This is a genomic window from Haematomicrobium sanguinis DSM 21259, from assembly GCF_000688395.1.
In the GTDB taxonomy this organism is placed as follows: domain Bacteria; phylum Actinomycetota; class Actinomycetes; order Actinomycetales; family Micrococcaceae; genus Haematomicrobium; species Haematomicrobium sanguinis.
In genome coordinates, this window is record NZ_JIAG01000005.1 from 91663 (window position 1) to 116896 (window position 25234).

25 protein-coding genes are annotated in these 25234 nt (G+C 63.9%); 13 read left to right on the top strand and 12 right to left on the bottom strand.

The window, feature by feature from the left end; translation table 11 throughout:
• Positions 1 to 3: 3 nt before the first annotated feature.
• The 7 genes from O148_RS0105895 to O148_RS15130 are packed head-to-tail and all read right to left on the bottom strand — an operon-like array spanning position 4 to position 10309.
• The gene (locus O148_RS0105895; RefSeq protein WP_035745124.1) at positions 4 to 819 is read right to left on the bottom strand and encodes an abortive infection family protein; all 816 of its coding nucleotides are present in this window, start codon (positions 817 to 819) and stop codon (positions 4 to 6) included.
• A complete protein-coding gene (locus O148_RS17020) occupies positions 812 to 1585 on the bottom strand; it encodes a TatD family hydrolase (RefSeq protein ID WP_051619908.1) in 774 nt (257 codons plus the stop codon). Before O148_RS17020 ends, O148_RS0105895 begins: the two co-directional genes overlap by 8 nt.
• Positions 1582 to 2874, bottom strand: a complete 1293-nt coding sequence (locus tag O148_RS0105905) for a hypothetical protein (RefSeq protein ID WP_026530172.1) — start codon at positions 2872 to 2874, stop codon at positions 1582 to 1584. The genes O148_RS17020 and O148_RS0105905 overlap by 4 nt, the downstream gene beginning before the upstream one ends.
• Positions 2875 to 2876: 2 nt before the next feature.
• Positions 2877 to 3635, bottom strand: coding sequence for a hypothetical protein (locus tag O148_RS0105910; RefSeq protein WP_026530173.1), 759 nt, complete (start codon positions 3633 to 3635; stop codon positions 2877 to 2879).
• Between the two features lie 2 nt (positions 3636 to 3637).
• Complete coding sequence (locus tag O148_RS15125) at positions 3638 to 5560, bottom strand: KAP family P-loop NTPase fold protein (protein WP_084157120.1); 1923 nt, start codon at positions 5558 to 5560, stop codon at positions 3638 to 3640.
• Positions 5557 to 8346, bottom strand: a complete 2790-nt coding sequence (locus tag O148_RS0105920) for a restriction endonuclease (protein ID WP_205618171.1) — start codon at positions 8344 to 8346, stop codon at positions 5557 to 5559. The genes O148_RS15125 and O148_RS0105920 overlap by 4 nt, the downstream gene beginning before the upstream one ends.
• Positions 8330 to 10309: a site-specific DNA-methyltransferase gene (locus O148_RS15130; protein ID WP_084157122.1), complete on the bottom strand. Its 1980-nt coding sequence runs from the start codon at positions 10307 to 10309 to the stop codon at positions 8330 to 8332. The genes O148_RS0105920 and O148_RS15130 overlap by 17 nt, the downstream gene beginning before the upstream one ends.
• Before the next feature lie 457 nt (positions 10310 to 10766).
• Here O148_RS15130 and O148_RS0105930 point away from each other — a divergent pair, with 457 nt between their 5' ends.
• Both O148_RS0105930 and O148_RS0105935 read left to right on the top strand, forming a co-directional pair.
• Positions 10767 to 12239, top strand: a complete 1473-nt coding sequence (locus tag O148_RS0105930) for a glycosyltransferase family 2 protein (RefSeq protein WP_026530175.1) — start codon at positions 10767 to 10769, stop codon at positions 12237 to 12239.
• Positions 12236 to 12916: a hypothetical protein gene (locus O148_RS0105935; RefSeq protein ID WP_026530176.1), complete on the top strand. Its 681-nt coding sequence runs from the start codon at positions 12236 to 12238 to the stop codon at positions 12914 to 12916. The genes O148_RS0105930 and O148_RS0105935 overlap by 4 nt, the downstream gene beginning before the upstream one ends.
• Positions 12917 to 12971: 55 nt before the next feature.
• Here O148_RS0105935 and O148_RS0105940 read toward each other — a convergent pair whose 3' ends face one another.
• The 5 genes from O148_RS0105940 to O148_RS0105960 form a co-directional block, all read right to left on the bottom strand.
• Positions 12972 to 14279, bottom strand: coding sequence for a bifunctional 23S rRNA (guanine(2069)-N(7))-methyltransferase RlmK/23S rRNA (guanine(2445)-N(2))-methyltransferase RlmL (locus O148_RS0105940; RefSeq protein WP_026530177.1), 1308 nt, complete (start codon positions 14277 to 14279; stop codon positions 12972 to 12974).
• A 221-nt stretch (positions 14280 to 14500) separates the two neighbouring features.
• On the bottom strand, positions 14501 to 15097 hold the full coding sequence (locus tag O148_RS0105945) for a DUF3846 domain-containing protein (protein WP_026530178.1): 597 nt from the start codon (positions 15095 to 15097) through the stop codon (positions 14501 to 14503).
• Between the two features lie 171 nt (positions 15098 to 15268).
• Positions 15269 to 15601 carry a hypothetical protein gene (locus O148_RS0105950; protein ID WP_026530179.1) on the bottom strand — a complete coding sequence of 111 codons (333 nt, stop codon included), beginning with the start codon at positions 15599 to 15601 and terminating at the stop codon, positions 15269 to 15271.
• A gap of 146 nt (positions 15602 to 15747) precedes the next feature.
• Positions 15748 to 16707: a hypothetical protein gene (locus O148_RS0105955; protein ID WP_026530180.1), complete on the bottom strand. Its 960-nt coding sequence runs from the start codon at positions 16705 to 16707 to the stop codon at positions 15748 to 15750.
• Entirely contained in the window at positions 16704 to 17432 is a 729-nt protein-coding gene (locus tag O148_RS0105960; protein ID WP_026530181.1) for a hypothetical protein, read from the bottom strand. The genes O148_RS0105955 and O148_RS0105960 overlap by 4 nt, the downstream gene beginning before the upstream one ends.
• A gap of 84 nt (positions 17433 to 17516) precedes the next feature.
• Between O148_RS0105960 and O148_RS0105965 the strand changes: the two genes are divergently transcribed.
• From O148_RS0105965 to O148_RS0106015, 11 genes are all read left to right on the top strand, one after another.
• The gene (locus O148_RS0105965) at positions 17517 to 18083 is read left to right on the top strand and encodes a hypothetical protein (protein ID WP_026530182.1); all 567 of its coding nucleotides are present in this window, start codon (positions 17517 to 17519) and stop codon (positions 18081 to 18083) included.
• Between the two features lie 218 nt (positions 18084 to 18301).
• Entirely contained in the window at positions 18302 to 18991 is a 690-nt protein-coding gene (locus O148_RS0105970; RefSeq protein WP_026530183.1) for a SprT family zinc-dependent metalloprotease, read from the top strand.
• Between the two features lie 16 nt (positions 18992 to 19007).
• Complete coding sequence (locus O148_RS15135) at positions 19008 to 19334, top strand: hypothetical protein (RefSeq protein ID WP_051619910.1); 327 nt, start codon at positions 19008 to 19010, stop codon at positions 19332 to 19334.
• Between the two features lies 1 nt (position 19335).
• Positions 19336 to 19638, top strand: a complete 303-nt coding sequence (locus O148_RS0105980; protein WP_026530184.1) for a hypothetical protein — start codon at positions 19336 to 19338, stop codon at positions 19636 to 19638.
• Positions 19639 to 19896: 258 nt separating this feature from the next.
• Positions 19897 to 20568 (top strand): MT-A70 family methyltransferase, encoded by a 672-nt coding sequence (locus O148_RS15140; RefSeq protein ID WP_084157126.1) that lies wholly within the window; start codon positions 19897 to 19899, stop codon positions 20566 to 20568.
• On the top strand, positions 20568 to 20792 hold the full coding sequence (locus O148_RS15145) for a hypothetical protein (protein ID WP_035745128.1): 225 nt from the start codon (positions 20568 to 20570) through the stop codon (positions 20790 to 20792). The genes O148_RS15140 and O148_RS15145 overlap by 1 nt, the downstream gene beginning before the upstream one ends.
• 178 nt (positions 20793 to 20970) lie before the next feature.
• Positions 20971 to 21195, top strand: a complete 225-nt coding sequence (locus tag O148_RS0105995; protein WP_026530185.1) for a hypothetical protein — start codon at positions 20971 to 20973, stop codon at positions 21193 to 21195.
• Entirely contained in the window at positions 21188 to 23371 is a 2184-nt protein-coding gene (locus tag O148_RS15150; RefSeq protein ID WP_051619911.1) for a type IV secretory system conjugative DNA transfer family protein, read from the top strand. The genes O148_RS0105995 and O148_RS15150 overlap by 8 nt, the downstream gene beginning before the upstream one ends.
• A 235-nt stretch (positions 23372 to 23606) precedes the next feature.
• Positions 23607 to 24464, top strand: a complete 858-nt coding sequence (locus tag O148_RS15155) for a replication-relaxation family protein (RefSeq protein WP_051619912.1) — start codon at positions 23607 to 23609, stop codon at positions 24462 to 24464.
• Positions 24461 to 24772 (top strand): hypothetical protein, encoded by a 312-nt coding sequence (locus O148_RS0106010; protein ID WP_157374528.1) that lies wholly within the window; start codon positions 24461 to 24463, stop codon positions 24770 to 24772. The genes O148_RS15155 and O148_RS0106010 overlap by 4 nt, the downstream gene beginning before the upstream one ends.
• On the top strand, positions 24769 to 25215 hold the full coding sequence (locus O148_RS0106015) for a hypothetical protein (protein WP_026530187.1): 447 nt from the start codon (positions 24769 to 24771) through the stop codon (positions 25213 to 25215). The genes O148_RS0106010 and O148_RS0106015 overlap by 4 nt, the downstream gene beginning before the upstream one ends.
• Positions 25216 to 25234 lie beyond the last annotated feature (19 nt).

A 25234-nucleotide genomic window follows, 5' to 3' on the forward strand; every position in this document is an offset into this window, starting at 1 on the left:
CTTTCACGATGATGATTGCCGTCGCCACGGCGCCGCGGTATCGCCATACGTGTCCAGAACGATCTCGCACCAGGTACGCCCTGCGTTCACCGCGAGGCGTGCGTGTCTGGCGGTCAAATTGGATGCACGCGTACGCCCGTGCCCGCTTCCTTCGGCGTTGCGTAGCTCGGTGATCCCAATGGCGATACCCTTGACCCCGCCGAGCACCTTCTTGATCGCTGCTGAGCTGTCGATGGCGGCGCTCACACCGGACGCCGACAGGCCGAGTGCCTCCTGAGTTTGGCTGAGCAGGGCAGGGAGGTCAGCATCCTTAGCGACCGTCTTCCCCAGGTGCTCAAGCACTGTCTTCGCCGTGGCCTCGATCAACTCCTTCACCGCGCCGACCACGCCGGCAGGATCGGAGTCGAGCAGCAGCTCAATACGCCGGAAAGCGTCGCGGATACCCGAAGCGTCGCGCAGGCCGTCGAGCCCAGACAGCGAGGAAAGCGCGCCGCCGACCAGCGTGATCTTGCGGCTCGCGTCGACCGAGAAGCCGTCGACTTCGAGCACGCGAGTGAACGGAGTGATGTCGTCACCGCCAAACTCGATGAGGAAACTCTCGTAGACGCGGAGGACACGACGAATGTGTTCAAGGCTTGCCCAGTCAACGGATGCCTCGTACTCGGCCCAGAGCGTGACGCGCTGGCCGCCAAGTAATGTGGTTGTCCCCGGAGCGAAGCCTTCGGCTTGCCATATGCGATCGATCTCCCGGAGCACCATGCGCTGCGAGACGGCGTCGCGGAAGACTCCGCGCACTCTGCCGGTGATGAGGTCAGTCATGTATCACACCGCGAAGGGTTTCTTGCCAGTCCGTATTTAGGCGATCCATGACACCAACACTTTGAACAAGCCGTGCGAAGTTTCGCCAGAAGTGTGTGCGCATCTCCAACCGATCGACGCCTTCTCGTGCAGCGAGCCGACGCTCGACTTCGTCCACGCCGCCAGGCTGACGGGCACCTCGGGTGCGACGGTCTCCATACGGGTGATCTGTCTCGGACAGTATGCGGCTGCGTGGGATCATGCGAACGGTCTCTTCTGAGGACATCATCGCCGGCGGCAGAGAGAAGTAGCACCCGAGCCGGATGGCTTCCTCGGTCAGTTCAGCGCCACCCGTCCACCAGTGAAGGATCACGCCGTCGACTGGCGTCCGATGAAGTTCGCGCAAGACGCGCAGATGAGCACCTGCACTGTGAACGCTCACCAGCCGCGGGTGTTGCTGCAGCACCCGCAGCACCGAGCGGAAGGTGTCGAGCTGAAGTTCGATCGGCACACGGCTCGTTCCATCGAGTCCTACTTCTCCGACGAGTGCCGTGCTCTGGATCGCTTTCTCGAATGCTTCGACAGCGAACGCCTTGTTCGCTCGCACTAGGCCAGGATGCACGCCGACGCCCCACAGAGTTCGGATGTCACGCCGTTCCCGAACGAGCTCGAACTCATCGAGCGACCGAGTCATCGCAAACACGAATGCTCCGAGCTGGCGGAGATCGCGCTCAGAAATATTGGCGTCAACGTGTGCGTGCGTGTCGAGCGGCGGTGGAACTTTCAAAGCGAGAGGCTCCTCAACTCTTCTCGCCCACGACGACAAAGCTCATTCACCTCTGCCAGAGATACTCCAGACGGGAGCTGCAGCCGGGCGAGGTCAGACTCCCCGAAAGGCTCGCGCAGGAAATCCCGCATCGCTGGAATGACACTCTTGTCTGCCACCCAGGCGGTCTGCTTCGCTCCGCTCGGGACAAGGTAGGTGGTGGTGTCCGCTACGCCGGAAGCGGCGAATGACGCTCGCCGGAGCACGCAACCGAAGCAGACACCGCAAGCTACCTTCGGCGAAATTCCGTATGTCTTCGCTCCCGTGTGCGAACACGACGATGTCTCGCTGAGGAATGCGCTTGCCACTTCAACGCCGAAGGCGTCTCGCACTTGTGCGAACATCTCACCCTTGGTGATGTTCGCGTAGGGATTTACCAGATCGCTGTGCGCCCCGACGCTGTCGAGAAGCGAGATTAGATCACCGAGGAACTTCGGATGTGTCGTCTTGGTCGATAAGCTGCCACGACGACTTCTGGACAGCGGCGGGTTGATCGAGGCATACCCATTCTCAGGAATCCAGAGCGGAATCTTGTTCACGGATGCGACGGCCAGACCGAGAGCGATGAAGAGAAACGAGCGCGACCGGGACGAGTTTTCCCGACCGTATGAAGTGCCTGACGGCGACCGCCGTCCACGCGCGAGATGCACCTTGACGTGGTCCGCCTGCGTACCGGGGGCCAGCCGTTCGATCTCCTTGGCGATCCGCGTCTGCAGCGGCGACAGGGTGGGTGACGCCCAGTGGGAGACCAGAATTTGCTTCTCGTCTCGTGTGGCAAGCTCACGGGCAGAGAGCAATGCTCCTGCAGCCGAGTCCGCACCGCCGCTGAGGAGAACGACTCGCTTGGCGTCTATCCCGATCGTGCCAATCTGCTCCGGGTTACCTGTCCGCCTTTGGAAGGCGAAGTGCCAGATATCTCCCGTAAGAAACCCAAGGAGGCGCTCCAGGTCAATCCTGACATCGTTCCAGGGCGTCATTGCGAGCACGTCGACGGTGAGGGAGATGTCGCGCTGGTTCCATCTCGACAGACTCCCGGAGCGACTTGCCGAACGGTCGGCGGCCAGAACAGCGGCAGCGATGCGAACCAGATCGATGTTCCGATTGTTGACCGCTCCAAAGTCGCCAAGGAGCGGCCCGATGCTGGCCTTGAAGTAGTTAGTAGATGCCTTGCCGTGCCAATAGAAGGTCTTGTCGACGTCTGGCGTCGCCGGGTCGGGAACGGGTGCGACGGTGAGCTCGTACTCGAACATGGCTACTCGCCGCTCCTTCGATACGTCCGGCGCAGGAACCGCAACCCACGTTCGATCGCCGCGTCGATCGCCTCCTGAGATGCACCACGCTCCGAGAGGTTCGCCCGCGCCGCGAGATGCTGACTCGCCTCGTAGACGTCATCGACAAACTCCTCTCGGGTAACCGCATCCTGTGAGGTGAACTCGCCGGACTCCGAGAGAAAGATCTCTGCGATCATAAGCCCGATCGCATGCTCTGCCGTCGCCGCTGCGTCCGGCAACGTCGCGTTCTGCTCGGGGTCGAGCATCCAATCAAGAAGCCGTCCAGCAATGTCACGCTGTTCTTCATTCGGGATGTCGCTGCTCGTCTGCGCCTCGCAAACCACATCGAGGATGCTGCGAACCATCTCGGCACGTGTTGGCAACGCCGAGAGCTTGTCGAAGTCGAGGCCGGCCTTGGCGAGTGTCTCGCGATCACCCTCGCGGAACGCGCGCGCGAGGTTGGCAGCGCGACCAGCGGTTGCCGCATAGACGCGCGCATCGCGCCGTGGAGAACTCTGCTTGCGTCCGCCACCCAATGTGCCGCCGCCAGCTGTACCTCCGCCTCCGCCCCCGGATGAGCGACGCGGAAAGACCGGAATCTTGAGTGCCTGAGCGACGACCCTCTCGGGGATGGGCGTCTTGGCGGTGTCGGTTTGGCTTTGCGCCCACTGGTCAACACCATCTCGGAGCACGCGCGAGACTTTGCTCGTCGAGCCCTTGTACGACGAGCTCGTACCCATACTTAGATGCCCTCCTTGGCAGCTGCGACTGCTTCAACCAGTTCGGGCTTGCCACTCGCGTCGGCCATAGCGGTCAGCTGCTCCACGATCTCTTGTGGATCGTCAGCTTGGAGCTGAGCCAGACCACCGACCTTGAGGTCGGTCGGCTTGATTCGCTTGAGAGCCGCAACGACGGCCGACACAGCACCTGACTGCACTCGCGCAATACGCAACATGGCAACCACGCCCGCCGACTGCTTCTGCGGATCGTCGACGATGACACCGCCGATGTGATTGATCAGGAGATTTGCTTCCGCAGATTGCAAGCTCCGCAGCATATCTTCGGTAACACGTCGCGCCTCCGACGGCGACCGCGACAGAAGTTGCGTCGCGATATCCCGGATGGACTCGGGGAGTCCTTCCGATGCGAGGAACACGCTCTTGAAGCTCGCAGCAAACACCAGATAGGGCGCGATGTCCTTCTTGGCGAGCGGCGGCGAGAGACGCGCCCAACGGATCAGCGCCTCGCTGAAACGCGGTTTGGATTCCTCCGCCTTGGCGCTCCTCCTGCTTGACGTTACGGCATCGTCAGCGCCCTCGACTGTCTCGGCGCTCACCGACACGGACTCGTCCGCCGACGGTTGCGCCGCGTCATCGTCCTCTTCTGCTGAAGGCGTGCCAGCCTGCACCTCAAGTGCGGCCATGTTCTGCCGCAAGGTCTGCTCGCGCAACCACCCGGTGACCTCTTTGAACTCGGTCGGAAAGTACTGTTCCAGCACCATAAGCTTGGCAATCGTCGCAGCGTCAAGCATGATCCCGCGGCGGGCGGCAATGCTGAGGCGCACCGACAGATCGTTAAGGAACCGCTTGATGCGCCGCGGGTTGCCCTTGGTCTTCTCATGCACAATCGGGCGAATGCGGGCGGCATTATTGCGCTGTTCGACGAAGGCATCCTTCTGAAGCGATGCGACTGTTTCGAGCGCAACCGCTCCTCGGCGCGCCTCCGACACATCCGCGACAATCTGGGCGTACTCATCCGGCTCGACCAGGGAGCGAATCTGAAGAAGCACAAGATACGCCTCAGCGTCGAAGTCCGAGAGCGCCGGCACCGGGACGGATGTCTGCACGATCTTGTGCAAGTAGAGCTGCGCCGGCGTCTCCTCGCCTGCGCTTGCCTCGGGAGCAGTCGGATACCGAGTTGCGATGGCGTCCGCCACTCGCTCCTCGTCCGCAGCGATGACAAAGGACATCTTCGGCACCGACAAGAACAGACGGATGGTCTCCAAGGTCTCTACGACCGTGTCCGGCAGGCAGCGATCAAGATCATCGACGAGCACGACAACGTTGCGGATCTGCTTCAGATCTTCCGACTTGAGCAGGTCACGGAACTCGGTACGGAACTGCACCATGTCCGTTATCGGCTCCGGGTTTTCCTTGCCTTCTTCTTGCTTCGGTTTGACAAGCTCAAGCACACCGTCGAGAGACGGAAGCGTCACCGTAATTGCAGACTTCGCGGCGAGCTTGATGGCCTTCGTCCAGTCGATGCGCTTAAGGAGCCGCTGGACTATCGCCTTTGACTTTGCGCCCGTGCCCTCAGCCGGAAGCGCCGCTTCGAGTTCGGCCAGAATCTCGCCGATTAAGGACTCTTTGATCCCCAGCTGCGGGTCATACTTCCACGGGTCGGTCTCGATAACGATGCGGGAGGGCAGGTCTTCGCCTTCGACACGCAGTTGCTGCGCAATTAGGCGCAGCACCGAGGTCTTGCCACTACCCCAGCTGCCAGACAGCCCCAGCGCGATCGGGTCGAGACGCGGATCGAGCAAGGCATCAACCACCGTTGAAGCGACAGCGTCAAACGAAAGAAGATCGACGTCCGTTGGTTCGTCAAGGAACAGTGGGTACGACGCATCCACCGTTGTTGCTCCATCTGCTATGTACTCACTCACGAGTCACGACCTCCATCGCCGCTTCCTCCGACAAGCAGCCCGGCCTTGTCGGTCGTGTAGTTGTAGTCGACCGGCCCGATCGGTGCGGCGTCGAAGTGGTGTTCCGCGAAGCGGATGCGCATTGCCTCGTCCCAGTCGAGGTCGTCGAGGTTGCGCGTGTCCTTGGTTTCACGGATGAGGTAGAGCCGCTGAGTGCCGTTCTCGTCGTAGACGATGGCCCAGTCCGGCGAGTACTCACCGACCGGCGTGCGCACACGGAAGCGGCGCGGCAGCTTGATGAACAGCTTGACGTGCTCGCGATTGTTCTCCAGCTGCGCGGCGAAGGCGCGCTCGACGTGGCTGTCGTAGTCGACGTGGTCGTAAAGGTTCGCGCCGCCCTCGGGCGCAGCGATGACGCCGTTCTTCGGGTCGGGGTTGCCGGGCAGTGGCTGCGGCGGGTTCTTGGATTCGACTTCGAGGAAAACGACCTCGGCATCCCACCACTCGGTTTCATCGATGGGCTCGTAGCTGATACCGCGAACCATCTGCTCGATCGTTTCGATGCGGATGGCGTTCGCCACGATCCGCGCCCAGCGGTCAGGATCGTCGAGGACGTGCCGGGCGTAGTCGCGGTCGGGATAGTTCAGGATCTCGCGCACGATCCCGGCCAGGGTCGGTCGGGTGAGCTGGAGGGGGAACTTGCCGTACTGCAGCTGATCCTCGATGAGCTGCACGACGTCAGGCAGCCGCTGGCCCACGACGACGATGCGTTCGCCGCGCGACTCGGCCACCGCAGAATCTGCTGTGATGACGTGCCCCTCGTCGTCGTAGACGAGATCGGCGGACTGCACGACGTTGGCGCGGCGCTCGATGAACTCCAGGTCGGCCAGGTGCTCGGACGCCGCAACCACGATGCAGAGCGCTTCCGGCTCAACGGTGACACGGTAGCGCGCCTTGTAGCGGATGCGCTTCCACAGCTCGGCGAACTCGGGGCTCTCGAACAGGGCAGGGCGTCGGCGGACGATGACCTCGTTGTCGGCATTGTCGACCTCGGGGCCAGCCTCGCCGGAGCCACCACCAGAAGCGATGTACTCGGCATTCAGACCGTCGCGGAACTCCGTAAAAGACTCGTCCACGATGAGGGTCAGCCGGTTGATCGCCGGGTCCATGACACGGTGACCGTTCTGGTCAACCGGCAAACGCAGACCACGGCCGATCTGCTGGCGACGCTCCAACTCCGAGCGGGTGTGACGCAGGAAGCCGACCTGGAAGACGTTCGGGTTGTCCCAGCCCTCCTTGAGCGCAGAGTGAGAGAAGATGAACGCGCGCGGGTTGGCGCGATCGAGAATGAGTTCCTTGTTGGCGATGATCTCCTGGTACGCCCGCGCCTCCAGCTCGGCATCCGACGCCCGGCCAGACGTGTCCTTCAGGATTCCCGTCTTGGTCGACGGGAAGTACGCGACCCGCAGCTCAGCCGGGTTGGGCATCTCGCTCTCGAGATAGCCGGCGCGCAGCCACTCCTCGCGGAACAGTTCGTCGAACATCCCAGGCAGCATGGCTTCGTCACCGGCGTAGTCGGCCACGCGTTCCACGAAGAACAGTGACAGCACCTTGACGCCACGGTTCATCGAGTCGATCTGCCCCTGACGGGCCAGGTGCGTTCGAATCGTGTGGCGGATCTGGTCACGCCAGACAGCCTCAGCATCGACGCCGGTCTCAGTGCCCGCCTGCACGACGAGGCCGTTCTCGAAGATCACCCGGTCTGGCTTGCGCTCGATGCTGTCGACAACCAGGCCGCGGTACTGCGGCAGACTGCCGGACTCCTCGAACAGATCGGTGCCGTTCTGCAGCACCACCGGCACCCGCTTACCACCGGCCTTGTCGATAACGGCCTCAGCCATCAGGCGCTTGCGGACACTCCGAAGCTTGTCGAGACGGACGTAGGGCTTACCGTCCTCACCCGCGACGATGCCCTTGACCGACACCCGCTTGACCAGGCCCGCCTCGGACGCCTGCTTCGGGCCAAGCCGATGCACGAGGTTGAACGGCTCCTTATGCGTTGCGCTATAGCGCAGTGCCACCAGCGGGTTCAGGGTGGCAATCGCCTGTCGGCGCAGCGGCGTCGCCATGTTCTGCGGCTCATCGATCAGGACGACCGGGCGAGCCTTGGCGATCTGCTGCACGCCGCTGAGCGAGTCACCCCACAGCTGCGGCTGCTCCGCACTGGCGTAGAGCGTGTTCGTGTCCGGCTTGTCGAGCGCCTGCACGCTGGCGACCAGGAACTGCACCGTGCCCGACGGCTCGGTGAAGTCGTTCAGCGCCGAGTTCTCCCCGAGCACACCCCACTTGTACGGGACGCCGGGATACTTCAGTCGAAAGTGCTCTTCGGTCTGCTCGAACGTCTTCACCACACCCGCACGGATCGCGATCGAGTGCACCAGGATCACGAACTTCCGCAACCCATACAGCTCCGCCAGACGCAGCGCCGTCGAGATGTAGACATACGTCTTGCCCGTGCCGGTCTCCATCTCGACGGAGAAGTTCGGGAACTCGCGGTCGGTGCCCTCGAGATCTGTCTCCGCAAGCAGCTCCAGCTGCGTCTGCGGTTCGACAGCCTCGCGGGAGGTGATCGTCCTCAGGTTGTCGGTAAGAACGGAGTGTTCCAGCGTGAAGCCCGCGTGACCCTCCGCGCCAGGCGCCTGCCCAGCAAGCGCATCGCGCGGCGGCACCAGGGCACCCTCAAACAGGTCGACCACCGCAGAAACGGCGGCCGACTGGTGCGGCTGATCGTCAAAGCGAAACTTCACGAGGCACCCGCTCCAGAAGAATCAGCTTTGACTGCAACCGCGGCGCCAATGTCAGCGTCACCGAGTCCTCGACCTGGTCGCCACGAAGAATCAGGGTGTCGTCATCACTCAGGCCCAGCGCATCGGCCGTCGCCAGCGAGAACGCGTCGAGCGAGATCAGAAGACGACCCGACGTGCTCTTGCCGTCGGCGGGAGTGAACTCGTAGACCGTCACGCCGCCAACGTCGTGCGTCGTTACTCGCGCGTCGAGCTTCGTGCCGGTGGCCTTGAGCGCCACCTCCCATGCCACGTCGAGCGGCTTCGCACCATCAACCACCGGAGCACCGGCCGTGTGGTCGAGCACCTGCGTCAGGTAGCCCTGTCCGGTCATCTCTGGCATCGCGAACAGCGGCTTCTCGATGACGAGGTTCGTTGGACGCGTGCGGAAGATCCGGAAGCCCAGCTGCGGAGCATCGAGCGTCTCCTCCTGCAGCGAGGCAGCCGCACGGCGAAGGCGCTCAACCGTCACCTCGAAGATCGTCTCGTACCCGGCCTCGAGCGCGTTCTTACCCGACTCCTCAGACGCATCCGGCTTCTCCGGCACCTGCACCAAAATCCAGTGCCGCGTCTTGCCATCCTTCGGGTTCTGCTCCCACACCGCCTGGCCGGTCGAGCCTGAGCCCGCGAAGAAGTCCAGGATCAGGTCGCCGTCGTCGGTGATCGCGTGGAAGAGACGAGCGAGCACATCGGTGCTCTTCGGATCGTCGAAGACCTTGGCACCCATGAGCTTGTTGAGCGCGCCAGAGGCTGCGCGGCGGTCTCGGTAGAAGACAGATGCGGGCGCCCACTCCTCGTGCTCAGTCAGGTAACGCTTGACTTGAATACGCTTCTCTTTCGAGTCTGGGTATAGCAGGCGGCCTTCGGCATCAAGACGCTCCATCGCTGCAAGCTCATAGCGCCAACCGTTCTTCGGCACCGCATAGCCCTTCCACTCAAAGGTGAGATTGGGCCGAGGGTTCGGGCTGGCGATATCCCCGGGGAAGAACACGCCCCGTTGATCGATCGTGTTGTAATGTGCGTGAGCCTTCGAGGGATCTTCGTCCGCGAGCGACTTGTACCAGTCGCGGAGGCCTGCGGTCATGGCCTCATAGTCTTCGCCGAACTCCGCACGGAGTTCCTTTACCTTGGTGTAGATCGGCTCGAGACCCTCCTTGCGTTCCCGCCAGCGAATGTCGTTCGCTTTGAGGTACGAGCGGTCACGGGCATAGACAAGGACGTAGTCCTGACCGCCACCAGTCAGCTTCGCGTCACCCTTACGGGCGCCGCGCCAGGTCATCATGTCGACGAAGTTCTCTGCGCCGAACACGGCGTCGAGCAGGAGGCGCAGGTGGTGCACCTCGTTGTTGTCGATGGACACGAGGATCACGCCGTCGCGGCGCAGCAGGTGACGAGCCAGCGCAAGGCGTGGGAACATCATGGTCAGCCACGGGGCGTGCTTGCGGCCGCCGGTCTCGATCCGGCTGGTCGTGGCATTGCCCTGGTCGTCGACCTGGCCGGTCTCCTCAAGGTACTGACGCTCGGGCACTGCGAAGTCGTCGTTGTAGGTGAAGGTATCGCCCGTGTTGTAGGGCGGGTCGATGTAGATCAGCTTGACGGCGCGCGAGTAGCCGTTCTTCAGGAGCTTGAGCACCTGCAGGTTGTCGCCCTCGATCAGGACGTCGCTAGCATCCGACCAGTGCAGGGACGCATCCTCGTCGGGCACGAGCGTCGCCGTGGTCGGGACGCGCGCGTCCTGGCGCGCCCGCTCGATCCCGGGCCAACTGAAGGAGAAGGCAGGCTTCGACTCGCCATCGAGACCGAGCGCACCGAGCAGTGCATCCCGGTCAAGCTCCCCATCCAGGAAGGCGCTCGGGACAAGGTCGCGGAGCTGGGCGAGCAGATCAGCCTGGCCGTCAGCAGTCTCGTCCGGCACCGACGGGGTCATCGGGTGACCTCCTGGCGATGGACGTCACGGTTACGCCTAGTGCTGCTGGGGCCGTGCGACCACCTGGTGCTGAACGTTGTCATGCTGTGCTGGTTCTCCTCCGCGCTGAGGCGCGTCTTAAGTTGTGCTCATAGTGCCGTGTCCTACGGTACCGGCGGTCTCCGACACGCTAGGGTGCCGCGCCGCTCGGGCGGGTCGGGGTGTCGCAGGCGGGAGCCGGACGGCTCGACCGGGACGCTGCGATCTACCTTCTATTCTCTCATAATCCGCAATTTGCCGGAATAGGAATATCGCAAAGCGAGAGATAAATGCCTGACGAGAGGCGCTTTCAGTATTGCCTCAGCAAGTAATTCATGGTATATTCCGGAGCAGTAATGCGTCTGGCTTTCCATCACACCGCCTTCAAGCCCTTTTGCACCCTCGCTGTTCGAGGGGGTGACTTCGGAGCCTTCGCGTAATGCGTCTGGTGCCGGATCTCTCGCCAGTCGGCTGGTTCCTGTTCGGAGCGATGGTGCTCCTGATCTTCACCTATCTCTATTTCTGGTGGATGGTGATCAAGGCCAGCGCTCACAAGCATGTCTCTCGTGAGAAGGTCACCAACCGGACGCTCACCGCGTCCCTCGCTCACGCGAAGCGCAAGGGGAACACGCATCGCTTCCTGATCCAGATCACCACCAAGGGCGGTGCGCTCTCCGTCGTCCAGCGTGGCATCGACAACGTTCTCGCTGGCGTCGCCCGCTATCCGGTGCTGCAGAAGGTCGTTTGGGTGGAGATCATCACCGAGGATGCCGACGAGGTCGCCGCACTCCAGACCCGCTACCGCAACGCCGTCATCCCGGTGACGCCGTACCTGCTGCCCACGAGCTACCGCACACCGAAGGACACCCGTCTCAAGGCTCGCGCGCTGGAGTACATGGTCGAGCAGCACCGCGCCACCCCGACGGATTCCTACGTCGTCCACTATGACGAGGAGTCCGTCTTCACGCCCGACAACCTCGCGCGTCTCGTGCATCGGCTGAGTCGTCATCCGGTCGGGATATCGGAGGGCATGATCTCCTATGGTCTGGACTGGAACGAGACGACGCTGCTGAACAAGGCGATGGAGTCGAATCGTCCCTTCGGCTGCCACGAGTGCTACTCCGTGATGACCAGCCCGCCGCCGATGCATCTGCACGGCTCGAACCTCGTCGTTCGTCAGGATCTGGAGAACCAGATCGGCTGGGACATCGGCAACCTCGACGGCTCCGCTCTGATCGCGGAAGACCTCGTCTTCGGCCTCGCTGCCTATCTCAAGTTCGGGAAGGACGTGTTCGGGTGGCATCACACCGAGATGATCGAGCAGCCGCCGTTCACGTTGAAGGCCGCCTACAAGCAGCGTGAACGCTGGGTGTTCGGCGCGATGCAGGCCCTCGCGCACATCCGGCAGCAGTCCGACTGGATGCGCCTTTCGCGGAAGGATCGCTGGCACATCAACGTCGTCATCCGCCTGCGTGTGCTGACCTACGCGCTCGGCTTCCCGGTCTCGTTGCTCGCGCTGGGCTCCAACGTTGTCATCCTGCTCATCCTCGCCGCTGAAGCCATCCGGGAGGGAACCATCACGGTCGTCGCGCCCGAGCTGACCGTCTACGGCATCATCACCTCGATCGGGCTCGTCCTCTGGATAGCGGGCACGCAGCTCGGCCTGTTCTACAACCTCCGCTACACCGGAATGACCCGTCTGCAGAAGCTCCGCGACCACGTCCTCGTACTCGTCGTCACGCCGTTCGCCGGTGTCATTGACACTGCCGGCCCACTCGTGGCCGTCCTGAAATGGCTCGCGGGCATCCGTGAGGTGGCGTGGAAGCCGACCCCGAAGCTCGCCGTGGAGCCGAAACAGCAACCTAAGCGCGTCGCTGCCGCCGAAGTAGCAGCAGGAGAAAAAGCAGCATGAGCAGTTACCACCAGCAACGAGAAGCCCGCAGCCGGATCGTCTTCACCGTCCTGATCATCGCCGTCACTGTCGGCATTACCTATGGCCTCATCCGCCTCACCCTGCCAAGCCTCACCGGCCAGACCACGACCACGAAGAACGACTCCACCTCCCAGACCGCCGAAAAGCAGGAAGAGGAGAAGGATCTGCCTCGCGGCGACGCCAAGCGTGTTGCCGACCTCGACCGCCTCGCCGCAGCACTCAAGACCTACAAAGAACAGCACGGCGGGTATCCGATCAGCACCGGTACCTGCGCGGGCGGCAGCTTCGACAGCGACGCCGACCTCGGCTTCCTCGCCGACCTCGAACGCGAAGCCGTCATCGACGCCATCCCACGCGACCCGGCAGGCGTTGCCAAGATCACCAAAGCAGGGCAGGACAACGAGGCGACCAGCACTGAGGACTGCGACACCATGTACGGCGCGAAGCACTACCTCTACTACTCCAACGGCACCAAGTTCGCCCTCATCGCCAGCGTCGACGACGCCGACGCCATCCCCGACGACGCCGCAGGCGTCTACCTCGCAGAAGGCGACCGCGAATGGTTCGACGGCTCAGCCCTCATCGCTGACTGGCACTGGAGCCGCAACGTCTACATCGTCAGCAACCAGAAGCTCGCAGAAGTAACGAAGAAGTAGTCCGCGTCTGTAGAAGAGGCTGCACGGTCAGGGACGCTCGACGAATCAGGTCAGCTCACGCTTCGATTGCTTCAGCTGGAAACACCACGACGGAGCCGTCACGGCCCCGCTCGATCTCGATTACCACGTCAGCATGGCTCCCAACCGAGTCGAGACTGCTGCTGAGGCCCTTGAGCCTGTACGCGGCAGTGAGCAACTTGTCGACGTCGGATGGCGCATAGTGCACCTTCTTCAGCAGACCGCTCGGACGCTTGAGCTCGAGCGAGGAGAGACGTAGCAACACGCCATTGATGCTCGATTCGAGATCATTCAGTCGCTGCTCGTCGCTGCGCAGCTCGCTCAGGAACGACTTGAACGGGTTGCCGGTACCGTCGAGCTGCGCGTGCTCGACCGCCTGCAGCACCAGGACACGACGCTTCAGGGCGATGGCCAGCCTCGCGGTCTCCAGGTGCGCGCTGAAGGCACCGTTCTCATCCGTGATACCGGGGAAGGCTTCCGTCAGAGCAGTCAGCTCCACGGGCCCTTCCGGGAGTTCAGTGAGTGCGTCCTGCCATTTCTTGAGCCTGGTACGGACAGCGGCAATTGCGGTACTGATCTCGTGTGACGCGGAGTCCAGCCCGAGCGACTGCCCGATCTTGCCCTGATCGAGCAGCACTGAGGTGGCCTTGTCGATCGCATCCCGGCAGCCGTCGAGCCGGTTGCGTTCCTGCTCCAGCTTGTCGTCGTGCAGTTGCTCGAGCAGGTCGGTGATCCGCTCGATAGCTTTCTGGCGCTGGTGGTCGGCGTAGGCACTCGCACCGACGGCGACAGCCATCAGAACGAGCGGCGCTGCGACGGTCAACGCTCCGGCTCCCGCGAGGCCGACGCCCGCAGTTGCCGCAGCGCCGGTGGTCGCGCCCGCGCCAGACACAGGGACGAATGTCGCCTTGGAGACAATCCCCGTCGAGTCGCGGAGCGCGCTGTAAACACCGCCCGAGACGGCCTTGGATGCCATCGGCTTCACGAGACCCTTGCTCACCTGCGAGGCGACCTTCGCCGGCACCACCATGCGGTAGAGCACTTCTCCCGAAGCAGCCACGTCAACCTTGGCTGGGGCCGATCGTGCCGTCTGCGTGACGAGCTGCGAGAGCTGCTGGGCAAGCGGACTGCTCGCATGCAGCGCGATTCCGCCAGCCGAATCACGGCGCCGCTCGATCGGGTGCATCTCCAGCGTCGCGATGGGTGCCTGCGCGAAGGTTGCGAGCGCGGTGCGCAGGTCGGCGAGCCGCTCGGGAGTCATCTCCGCATCACCCACGAGACCTGGAACCGTCACTGCCTCGGTGGAGAGTGTCCACACGGGCACGAGCGCGTTATCGTCAGCCATATCTCGCTCCTGCCGCCACGAGTCCCGCACCTCGGGCGGCGCGCATCTCTCTCGGTAGCAATTCTACTTCGCGGAACCGACACGCCCCTGATGCTCACCGAAGATGGGCGACGGCGTCACGCGCCGGAGAAACGAGAACTAAGAAGAATGGCGGCACCCGCCGAGCGAGAGCGCATCGCTCTCAAACTCGGTCGGATGCCGCCAAGGGCACGACAGGTCAATCAGTCGATCGGGGGTAGGGCATCCATGAGGATCTGCATGCGCCGGGGAAGCTCCACGGCGGATATGACTCTCACGTTGACCGCGTCAGTCCACCGCTCGCGGAACACCACTGCCCATGCGGCGGCTGAGAAGTAGTCCTCGTGTCGCATCACACTGAGGCACCAGCACGGGTCGCCATGTTTGAGTGGCAGCAGGATGCTGGACAGCTTGCCGTCCGACCCGCTGGGCGCTGAGGTACCGCCCATCTGAATGGCCACCGCATATTCGCTGGTACCCGTGAGCAGATCGAAGATCTCCTCCGGCACGTCGGTGCTCTCACCGTTCTCATCGAGTGCGCCGACGATCACGGCGTTGCCGACGAGCATCGCCTGATGCGCGCCGGGGACATGGAACCACCACAGGAACGAGGCCCTGGAATTGAACGGCAGGCGCCGCAGCAACCCCTCCTCGTTGACGTAGATGGTGATGCCGAGGCTGGGTACGTCGACCGCCTCGATCCAGCCGTCCACGGCTGTCTGGTAGTCGTCGAGCGTCGCGAACTCGCGTTGTTCGAGCGGCTCACTCTCATCGACCGGGACATAGATTCCCTTGACCATGATTCGCCTCCTTCGTGCGAGCGACCGGGAACCGAGATGGTTCCTGCTGCGGCCGCATGACACGGACGAGCCCGACATCGTGACGAGTGCAGAGTGATGCGGCGGCGGCCAGCCCGGAGGAGAGCGGGGAAGCTCTCGACTCCGGGCGGCCACCGCTGCATTGTGGGGTGATCAGGCGCCGGAGGAAGCCGATGCCTGCTTGGTGGTGCGAGCCGATACCTTGGTGTCCTTGCCTCCAAGGACGGCGTTGATCGCGTTGCGCTTCGTCTCGGCGTCGCGCTCGATCTCGGCTCGCACTTGCTCAGCCCGCTTGAGCACCGCAGGGTCGGACTTGGACTGCTCGACCCAGTGCTCCAGCGCGATCCGAGTCTCCTCGGTCACGCTGCGCTCGTTGAGCAGGGCAAGGACTTCGAGCTGGGCTCGAGTATCCTCACTGGTGCGCACCGACAGCACCTTGTAGGCGGCGCTGCCGTATGCCGACGTAGCGGGTGTCTGCTCGCTCATGGCGAGACCTCCTTCATGCGTGCGGCCCGCGATCCTGGATGGATCACGTTCAAGCCGCATGGCAGGAACGAGGTGATCGCTGATTATGACGGGAATCTATATCGAGTCAATGGTCCGTTCGGGACGTTGTAAAAACTACGGCACGATCACAAACGCTCCTCCGCATGCGGAAGCAGTGGTCTGGCGTTCGAGAACAGCACCATCTTCAGCCCGGCGTTCTTACTGCCGTTGTCGGTGAAGATCCTGACGAGCTTGTCCATCACCGGCCAGTAGATTCCCTGGCCGTAGTCGTAGAGCGATGGCTTCTGCGCCTTGATGCGGAACCGCACCAAGCATTCGCCCCCAGGCGCGTATGAGCCGAGCGAGTAGTAGCCGAAGCGGTCAGAGTCGGGCGTGAAGGTCTTCCATGCGCCGCCGGTCTTGCTGTTGCAGATCTCGATGGTGTTGCCGTAGTAGTGGAATGCCTTCGGCAGGCGGAGGAGTTCGAGCCGGACGTTGTCTTGCTGCACGCTGCCCGTGTTCTTGTAGCGCACGCGTAGCTCGATCACATCGCCGGGTTCCAACTCCATCCGCTCCCGGTAGGGCTCCTGCACATCCTCACCTGGCATATATGGGCGCGCTTCCAGGGCCAATGTGAAGTCCGGTTTGTCGAGGACGAAGTCGAACGTCACAAAGGTAAGCGAGTCCTGCTCGGGTGGCAGCAGTCCGTCGGTTTTGCCGTCGATCCCAATGGACGCGCCTTCAGCCTTGAAGAGTGCGTGGGCGTCCAGCGGCGCCTGGCGCTGCGCACCTCTGCTCGACCATAGCGTGGCCGAATTCGGGACGATGCGCAGTGCCACGCTCGGATCGGGTGAGGGCAGGGCGATAACGCTCGAGTCCCAGATGAGTGTGTGTTCGGTGTTGTCCGCGCGTATCTCGGCCGTCAGGCGCGCCGATCCGGTGAAGCGGCCCTCGCCCTTGACGCGCACACGCACGTTTGTCGCGATGGCATCGGTGTACGTCGGGTCGGCGTCGTTGCTGACCCAGATCATGCCTCGGTAGATCCGGCCTGGTTCAACGACGACGTGCGGGGTCGGGATCGTCAGCAGATCACCAGCCTCGCTCACCTCCCGATGCGGAAGAAGTTCGTGCTGTCGCCAAGCTGCGGGTGATCGTCGCGCGAGTTCAGCACCGGATGGTCTGGTCGAAGAGCGTCCAGCCAGGTGTTGCGCGGCGGCCCCCAGCCTCCTGCGGCGGCAGGCATGAAGCGGCCCTCGGAGCCGTCCGCGCGTTCATGCTCGTACTGTTTCCAGAGCTTGCGCATCGCGGACTTCGAATCGAGCAGGGCGACGAGTTCGTTGCGGAGCGTATTCACGACCAGGGTGCGGTACTTGCCGCCTCTGCGGAACGTATTGCGTGAGGTCGCGAAGCCCGCAGCGATCCCCGCCAGTGCTCCACGGGCGCTCTTCGAACGAACAAGGAACTCCTCAGGCGACTCCCCGCTATCGGGAGTGGTGCCTGCGCTCCTCAGGAAGATCTTCCAGGTGCGCCCCTTGAGTGCTTCTTCCAGCGCCGTGTCGTCGTAGTCGCCTAAGACAAGCAGGTGGCGGGCAGCGATGAGCGCCTCGACGTGTTCCGGCCTCTTCGGCGCCGTCCGCACGAGGTGGGCGATGAGGAACCAGGCGAAGCCGGGATCGTTGAGCACGCCACCACCTGAGGCCTCTCGAGCGCGCGCAGCAGCGAGCCGGTTGAGGGTCTCCATCCCGCTGGTGTCGCGGGGCAACTCCTCGGCGTCGAAGAGCAGGGCTTCCAGCTCATCACGAAGCGCTGCACTATCAGGGGCGGAGACCATACGCTAATTATCAGGCATTGACAAATGGTTGCGATTACTTTATAATACGCTCCGGGTTGGCCCCCAATTGAAGGGAGGCCACCTATGGCCCATCACTATTCCATCCATTATGTCCCGACGGTGCGCGGCGCCGTCATCGGATTCGACCACTTCACGCGCGACACCGAATACGTCGCCGTGGCGCTCGAATCCCTCGACGTTCTGGACGGCCGGGCTCCGAGCTGCACGCTCGACCTGGTCTATCTGTGGCTGGTCGCTTCCACGACCTCCGACTATGACCGCGAGGAGTTCCTCAACCAGGGGAAAGCCTCGCAAGCGATGCCGTTCTACCTGTACTGCGAGACCTACGAAATGTTCCTGCAGGCAGCGCTCGTCATCAGCGACGCATGGTCGAACGGCGTGTTCAACCGTTCGCTCCTCGCCTCAGAGTTCCCGGGAATCGTGACAGCGTTCCCCGCAGCTCCGGCACCTGAGGAGCCCACGCTCTTCGGCATGCCATTCGCGAAGGTCTTCGACACGTTCGACACCCGCGCAGGCAACGTCGACTACGACCACCCGGTGCTCCAGCGTGAGATCTTCGAGCGCTACCACGCCGAAGGGATTGCCCGCAAGCGCCCGTGGCACGACGCCTACACGCGCGAAACGACGTAGCCAGCGACTCCGGTCGCAACCACCAGATACACAACTGGGCCACCCGCCCGCACTCAACCGAGTGCGGGCTTTTCCATGCCCTGAACAGCCCATTCACGCTCCGTACAGCCCTGTACAAGACCTCGAATGCTGTACCGCCTGTACCGGGTTCCACTTGATCTCGTCACCGCCGGACCCGCACTCGGGTTCCGGCTCTTCCTCTCTCGAAAGGAGACGAGATGGATCATCGCAACCCGCCGCCACTCGGCTTCAGCGCACGCACCGACGCCTCCATTGCAGCCCAACTCCTGCGCTCTGTCGCCGTCGACCTGGCCGTCCGCGTGGATCAGCGCCTGCCCGGCACCGCGGAGACGGTTCGCCGCCGTGTCGTCGTCTGCGGCGACGGCGATCACATCGTCGGTTTGCTCGGCAGCTACGCATCCTCGGCCTGGCATCTTGCGGGCGAGTCCTTCGACAAGCTCACCATCGCGCTGCGCCACTCAGCCCATCAAGACCTCGACCCGGTGCTCTACGCGCTTGGCATCGTCTCGACACTCACGCACGAGCTGGCGCACGCCATCACCCACCTCTACGGCATCGCGGGAACGACCGGCCCGGGCCGTATCCGGCACACCGAGGACTTCGCGGCTGTCGCCATCCGGCTTGGGCTCCGTGTCGTGCGTCGCCCGGAGCATCCCGCCGTCGTCTTCACCCCGGGTCTGTCCGAGCAGGGCAGGACGGACTACGCCGACCTCATCCAACGCGTCGCCCAAGCCCAGCTGCACCGAACCACCGGCACCGGCTACGCCGGCCCGGCTCGCTTCCACGACCTGATCGACGCCGCTCTCGCAGCTGACCCGTCGCTCGGGAAGACCAATTCCTCCACGCCGGCGAGCACGGCGTCTCCGTCTTCTCTCTTCTCCCGCTAACGAAAGGAATCCCACCATGTCCGCACTCATCCCCTCCCAGAACCACACCCCAGCCGGTGGCCTGTTCAGCATCTCGCCTGGTGCGGCCGCTGAGCGTCGCCAGAGCAACGCGCTGGCCCGGCAGACCCGTCAGGAGATCGAGCAGATCACCTCCCGGGTCGAGGTCGAAGCCACCGCCGAAAGCGCCCGCGCCTTCCTCGTCTCCCACGCGCTCACGAACGTCGCCACCCTCGTCACCCAGGCCGAAGCCCACATGAAGGTCGCCCCGGCAGGCGGGCAGTTCTACGAGCAGCTCATCGCCTCCTACGCCATCTCGGCCGGACAACGCATCGCGAGGCTCTGACATGAACGCCGACACCCTGTGGCACGGCATCAGCATGGGCTTCACCCTCGTCGGACTCACACTCCTCACGCTCGCACTCGTCCTGATCGCCCAGCTGCTTATCGAGGCCGCCACGGCGTGGTTCGCGCGTCGACGTCAGGCACGCATCGCGGCGATCGAGGCCGAACTCGACCAGAAGCAGGAACAGCTGCGCCGCACCATCCTGAACCTCGCCGCGCAGCTCGCCGCCGAACGCGACATGGTCTCCCGGGAGATGGCGTGCCAGGCGTCCCTCACATCCCGGAAGACCCCGCCGACGACCTGACCGCCAGGCAACGGGAGGGCGGCGCCTTCTCGTCCTCCCGTTGCCGATTCCACAACAACGGAAAACGCTGCCACTCGCGCCGCTATTCGACCTCTGTAACCCGTGATCCATTCGGTGATCCGTTCGGGACGCCGTGAAATGCACAACACCCCGAACGGACCATTGACGAATTCATCCCGACCCTCCATAAACGTCCATCCGCCGCTCGTGAAGCCTGAACCGCTTCAGCAAATTCGGGCGGAGAAAGGAGCCAATTTCATGTCCATCACAACAACCAACGAGGCCGGTGACCACGTCCGCGATAAGGAGCAGGCCGAGCGGCTCAGGCGCTTCGGCACCACGAAGAGGATCAAGGTCTGGTACGCCGACCCGCCGTGGGATATCGCGCAGACGGGGAAACGTGGGGCGATCCAGCATTACGACCTCATGACTCTGGAGCGCATCAAGGCGATGGGGCCGCTGATCCGAGAGCTGTCCGACGACAATGCGACGCTGCTCATGTGGGTCACCAACGCCGCCCTCCCGGAAGGCATCGAGGTGCTCAGGAGCTGGGGCTTCACCTACAAGTCGCACGCTGCCTGGGACAAGTACTACATGGGCCTGGGTTCCTACTTCCGTTCCAGCCACGAGACGCTGCTGCACGGCGTCCGGGGTAAGGCGCCGTTCAAGTTCCACGGTCAGCGCTCGACGCTGCTGTTCCCGCGTACCGAGCACAGCAGGAAGCCCGACGAGATGATCCCGCTCATCGAGCGGCTCCTCGACGGGCCGTACGCGGAACTCTTCGCGAGGCGTCGTCCGAACTCCCGCTCCGACTGGTCGATCTGGGGCAACGAGTGTGAGAGCGACTTCATGCTGCCGGGATTCCCGGTGCCGAGCGACGCCAAGTTCCGCCGTGCGCGGCCCACCGATGGAGGGGCCGGTGATGCCTGATGTTCTCCACATCCAAGCAGCCCGGCAAAGGCGACAAGGAGCCGGCCACGGTGGTCTCGCGCATCCTCGGGTTCTGCTTCGCCGTGCTGCTCGGCGTGATCATGCTGACGCTCGCACTGGAGCTGCTCGCTGCGATCTGGGGCTGGTTGCTGCTGGTCGCCGGGATCGTCGCCTTCGCGTGGATCGTGGCCGTCCTGTACCGCCGCTGGCGGGATCGCTGGTGAAAAGCATGTCCACGTTCACCTCAGTCGAAACGTTGTGGAATACACAATCCCTCTTGACAAAGGAAATTGAATACTTCGTAATCATCCGAAACCCGCGTCAAGCGGAATCCGCACGACCTTCTGCGACTGCACGTAGCAAACGTAATTCGGCGACTCGCCGGAAGGAGGTGTGCGCCAAATGAGTCGGAAATCTCAACGCCGCTACCGCAAACGTCCCGATCGCAGGGTCTGGGTCTTTAGCGAGCTGAACCATGATCTGCGTCCTGAGCAGATCGCGAACATTCTCACCGCCGCAGGCCTCGAACAGGCCCGCCTCGAAGCGGAAGCCGCCCACGAGCACGAACGGCAGCACACCCGCCACGACTCGGCGGGAACGGCCACGAAGGAGGTGCCCGATGCCTGAGCAGATCCACTACACGAGGCTGCTGCCCGGCATGGAGCTGACCTCGCAGCAGGTGCAGCGCCTCCTCGAGCGGTTGAGCACACCGGAGTCGCCCCGTCCCCTGGTCTTCGAGACCTGGGCGAGCGACGACGGCATCGCCTACCTGGTCGGGCGAGCAGAGCCTGGCAAGCCGACCGTTCGCACGCTGCTTCGCACCCATCTACCGGAGTCACGCACGCTCCGGGCATCCCGCCCCGACGCGCCGGAACGCGTGGCCCGTCTCAAGCTGACACCGAAAGCGATGCCGCTGCGGGACGACGCCACCGCGAATGTGCTGCACGGCATCTACAGCGTGCTCGACGGACGGCGGAAGGGCGAGACGATCGCGCTCCAGGTGGTGCTCGGCCGTGCCCGCAGGCCCGCCGTAGTGCCGAGCAAGATCCTCGACCCGAGCACCTCCATACCCGAACTGCTGCTGCGCGGAGCGGGATCGGCTCCGTCCGAGACCCGTCGCCGGGTTGCGCAGCACGCAGCTCAAGCCCGGATCGACGTGACGGTGCGCATCGGCGTGACCGCTGCCGTACCGGAACGACGTCAGCAAATCCGTGGCCAGTTCCTCTCCGCGCTCGAACAGCTCGAAGCGCCCGGTGCACGGCTGTCACTGGTGAGCGAGTCCCCATCGAGGTGGGAGCAGGCGACCCTCAGGTGGAGTTCGCTGCCGCTCACCGCATCACAGCTCACCGGGGTTATCTGCTGGCCCGTCGACGAGCTGGAGCTTCCCGGCCTGCCACCCCGGCACCCGAAGCTCATCCCACCACCAAGCGCCGTCACGGACACGGTGTCGGTGTTCGCCAGCAGCACCGCGCCAGGGGCCGAGAAGCGCATCGGGATGACGCCAGAGGGGCGTCTGCTCCACACCGCCATCACAGGCGGGACCGGGTCAGGCAAGAGCGAAATCTTCGCGCACCTCGCACTCTCAGACATCAAGTCAGGGCGCCCTCTGGTGCTGATTGAGCCGAAGCGGCAACTGGTCGACGCCATCGTCGCCCGCGCCCCGAAGGACGCCGCCGGGCGGATCGTGGTGATCGACGCGGCGGAAGAGAACCCAGTCGGCTTCAACCCCTTGGATATCGGGGAGCGTGATCCCGGCCCGGTCGTCGATGGCATCCTCGAAGTCCTCAAAACCGTCTTCACCGACGGGTGGGGGCCGAGAACCGAAGACCTCATGCTCGCAGGTCTCCTCACCCTCGTCGCTGACGGGCAACGACGAGGCATCCCGCACACCCTGCTCGACCTCCCGATGCTGCTCTCCGACGACGGCTACCGCAGGAGCGTCATCGGGGCGGTGGCGGACGACCCGATCCTGGCTGGCTACTGGGCGACGTTCAACGAGCTATCCCCGGCGAACCGGGCGAACATCGTGGCGGCGCCACTGAACAAGCTCCGCAAGTACGTGCTGCGCAAGAACATCGCCGCCGTGCTCGGGCAGGCACAGCCAAAGATCCGCATCCGGGACATCTGGCGCGACCCGGAACCGAAGGCGGTGCTTGTCCCGCTGAACGACGCCCTCATCGGGCCTGGGGCCTCCCAGCTGCTCGGCGGATTGATCGTCGCGGAAGCATGGCTTGCGACCCAGGAGCGCGCCGCCGAAGACAACCCGCGCTCACGTCCCGGGTTCGTCTTCATCGACGAGGTACAGCGCTACCTGCACCTGCCGACCAGTATCGACGATGCCCTCGCGACCAGCCGAAGCTACGGCGTCGGCTGGCACCTCGCCTTCCAGGGACGCGGCCAGGTACCCGCGAAGCTCGCCGATGCCATCGAGCTGAACGCCCGCAACCAGGTCACGTTCGCGGCCAGTCCGAAGGACGCGAGCGTCCTGGCCAAGACGACGACGAAGCTGAAGGCCGACGACTTCCAGGAACTTGACCGCTTCCACATCTATTGCAACCTCGTCACGGACGGCGCACCGGCCGGTTGGTTCTCCGCGAAGACGGAGCCGCCCGCACCGGACTCCGGCCATGCCGACGAGATCCGCGCCGCCTACCGTGACCGATTCGCAGGCGACAGCGCAGCTCCTGCTCGTACCGAACGCTCGTCAGCGCCGAGGAATGCGGCTCCTTCGCCAGTCGATGCATCGCTGACCACGGGCGAGGTACCTGCGGTGCGTTCGCACCAACGGAGGAGACGGTCATGACGACATTGGCGACGTTCACGAAAGGCATGAGTAGGCGTTCGAGCAGTGTCGTTCCTGATCCATTCCGTGATCCGTTCGATGCTCCGTTCGTTCTGCTGAAGCGTCCCCCTGTTCGCCACTGTTGCGGCGTTCCTCGCCCGAACTGGGATGGGACTCCCGCTCAATCGAGCGGCGCGCGGGGGCACCACAAAGGCCAGCCGCTCCCGGGCCTCTGGAGGCTGCAGGGAGGTGTTGCATGACACCGCGCACGCCCTACAAGATCGGGGAACTCCTGTTGCAGCTGACCGACCGCGACCTACGGATTCTTGAAGGCCTCGAACAGTTCCGCCTGCTCGATACCCGGCTCATCCAGCGCCTTCAGTTCCCGGTCGGCACACTGCCGGACGGGCAGCCGGGATTCGCCACGCAGGCCACGGCGACCCGGCTCACGCTGCGGGTACTGCACCGCCTGGAGGGGCACGGCCTGGTCGCCCGTGTCGGCCGCCGTGTGGGCGGACACGGCCGCGGTTCGGGCCAGACCGTATGGCAGCTGGCTTCGGCCGGAGAACGCCTCCTCCGCGCCCGACGCGGCGAGACCGGCAGGCGGCGCTACGTCGACCCCGGTGCCGGGTTCCTGGCCCACACCCTCGCGGTTGCTCGGTACGCCGCAACCCTCCGCGAAAAGGCACAATCTGACGGCTTCGACATCCTTGAACTGCAGACCGAGCCTGCATCGTGGCGGTCGTTTCAGGCCGCGCAGGGCGGGGCGCTCACCCTCAAGCCTGATCTCGCCGTGGTGACCGCTGATGCTGAGAGCGAGACGCACAGCTTCGTCGAGATCGACCGCGACACCGAGCACCTGCCCGCCGTGCTGCGCAAGTCCGGGCTCTACCAGCGCTACTGGGAATCCGGCACCGAGCAGGCGAAGAACGAGGGATTGTTCCCGCTCGTCGTCTGGACAACCCCAAGCACGGAGCGCGCCGACAAGATCCGGTGCGCCATCCAGGAAGACCGCCGCCTCAACGCCGCGCTCTTCCATGCCGCCACCACCGAGCAGTCGCTCGCCGTGGTCGCCCCCTACACATCACCTAATCCGAAAGGAGGTTCATTATGACTTCACCAACAACAACTTCACCATCAACCGCTCGCAACAAGGCCGCGGCGACTACCCGGACGCGACGAGCGGTAGAGAACATGCTCGCGCTTGACAGGGAAGCCCTTCAGGTCGCGTTCGCCCGGACGGTCGCAGCGATGCTGCATGACGGCCCCGGCACCGCGCTTGAACATTTGGCCTTCACCGGGGAACTGGATGCCGAGGCTCTCCTGGACGAGCTCGACCGGGTCGAGGTGCCCTTCGAGGAGGAGGCGTGGGTCGATGCCCTCGCACGCTATGTGCTGTTCACCAGTGGAGGGCGGTCATGAACGAGTTCAACTATCCCGCACCGCCACCAGACCAGATACCGGGCGAAAAAGACGAGCGCGCCAAGGCTGCTCGCTACTGCGACGAAGCCGCCACGCTCTACCGCACGCATCTGCAGTCGGTCGAACACGCAGCAGAGGCGCTGGAGCCGTTCACCGAATCCTGGCTCGACTTCGAAACCCGCTACGCGGGCAGTTTCGAGGGGCGCCTGGCGTTCGTCGAGCACGTCGCGCACGAGCTCGGCTGGTTCCAGACCATCCACACGATGACCACCCACATGGGCATCCCACTCGCCGCTGTACGGCTCGACCATGCCGCGATCTACGACTATCTCAGCCGCTACTTCCACATCTTCGACACCCCCGAAGGCATGCTGCACGTGTTCACCCGGGACGGCATCAAGCCGATGACCGCCGACATCTCCTGGAAGGGAGGACGGTTGTGATGAACGAACGACACCTCCC

Excerpts from the sequence above, each read along its gene's own strand:
- O148_RS0105910 (WP_026530173.1), bottom strand. The coding sequence starts at position 3,635 with ATGGGTACGAGCTCGTCGTACAAGGGCTCGACGAGCAAAGTCTCGCGC.
- O148_RS0106015 (WP_026530187.1), top strand. The coding sequence starts at position 24,769 with ATGAACGAGTTCAACTATCCCGCACCGCCACCAGACCAGATACCGGGC.
- O148_RS0105980 (WP_026530184.1), top strand. The coding sequence starts at position 19,336 with ATGAACGCCGACACCCTGTGGCACGGCATCAGCATGGGCTTCACCCTC.
- O148_RS15140 (WP_084157126.1), top strand. The coding sequence starts at position 19,897 with ATGTCCATCACAACAACCAACGAGGCCGGTGACCACGTCCGCGATAAG.
- O148_RS0105945 (WP_026530178.1), bottom strand. The coding sequence starts at position 15,097 with ATGGTCAAGGGAATCTATGTCCCGGTCGATGAGAGTGAGCCGCTCGAA.
- O148_RS0105935 (WP_026530176.1), top strand. The coding sequence starts at position 12,236 with ATGAGCAGTTACCACCAGCAACGAGAAGCCCGCAGCCGGATCGTCTTC.
- O148_RS0105995 (WP_026530185.1), top strand. The coding sequence starts at position 20,971 with ATGAGTCGGAAATCTCAACGCCGCTACCGCAAACGTCCCGATCGCAGG.
- O148_RS15135 (WP_051619910.1), top strand. The coding sequence starts at position 19,008 with ATGTCCGCACTCATCCCCTCCCAGAACCACACCCCAGCCGGTGGCCTG.
- O148_RS0105960 (WP_026530181.1), bottom strand. The coding sequence starts at position 17,432 with ATGGTCTCCGCCCCTGATAGTGCAGCGCTTCGTGATGAGCTGGAAGCC.
- O148_RS15130 (WP_084157122.1), bottom strand. The coding sequence starts at position 10,309 with ATGACCCCGTCGGTGCCGGACGAGACTGCTGACGGCCAGGCTGATCTG.
- O148_RS15155 (WP_051619912.1), top strand. The coding sequence starts at position 23,607 with ATGACACCGCGCACGCCCTACAAGATCGGGGAACTCCTGTTGCAGCTG.
- O148_RS15150 (WP_051619911.1), top strand. The coding sequence starts at position 21,188 with ATGCCTGAGCAGATCCACTACACGAGGCTGCTGCCCGGCATGGAGCTG.
- O148_RS0106010 (WP_157374528.1), top strand. The coding sequence starts at position 24,461 with ATGACTTCACCAACAACAACTTCACCATCAACCGCTCGCAACAAGGCC.
- O148_RS0105970 (WP_026530183.1), top strand. The coding sequence starts at position 18,302 with ATGGATCATCGCAACCCGCCGCCACTCGGCTTCAGCGCACGCACCGAC.
- O148_RS0105940 (WP_026530177.1), bottom strand. The coding sequence starts at position 14,279 with ATGGCTGACGATAACGCGCTCGTGCCCGTGTGGACACTCTCCACCGAG.
- O148_RS15145 (WP_035745128.1), top strand. The coding sequence starts at position 20,568 with ATGTTCTCCACATCCAAGCAGCCCGGCAAAGGCGACAAGGAGCCGGCC.
- O148_RS0105895 (WP_035745124.1), bottom strand. The coding sequence starts at position 819 with ATGACTGACCTCATCACCGGCAGAGTGCGCGGAGTCTTCCGCGACGCC.
- O148_RS0105905 (WP_026530172.1), bottom strand. The coding sequence starts at position 2,874 with ATGTTCGAGTACGAGCTCACCGTCGCACCCGTTCCCGACCCGGCGACG.
- O148_RS0105930 (WP_026530175.1), top strand. The coding sequence starts at position 10,767 with ATGCGTCTGGTGCCGGATCTCTCGCCAGTCGGCTGGTTCCTGTTCGGA.
- O148_RS0105950 (WP_026530179.1), bottom strand. The coding sequence starts at position 15,601 with ATGAGCGAGCAGACACCCGCTACGTCGGCATACGGCAGCGCCGCCTAC.
- O148_RS0105965 (WP_026530182.1), top strand. The coding sequence starts at position 17,517 with ATGGCCCATCACTATTCCATCCATTATGTCCCGACGGTGCGCGGCGCC.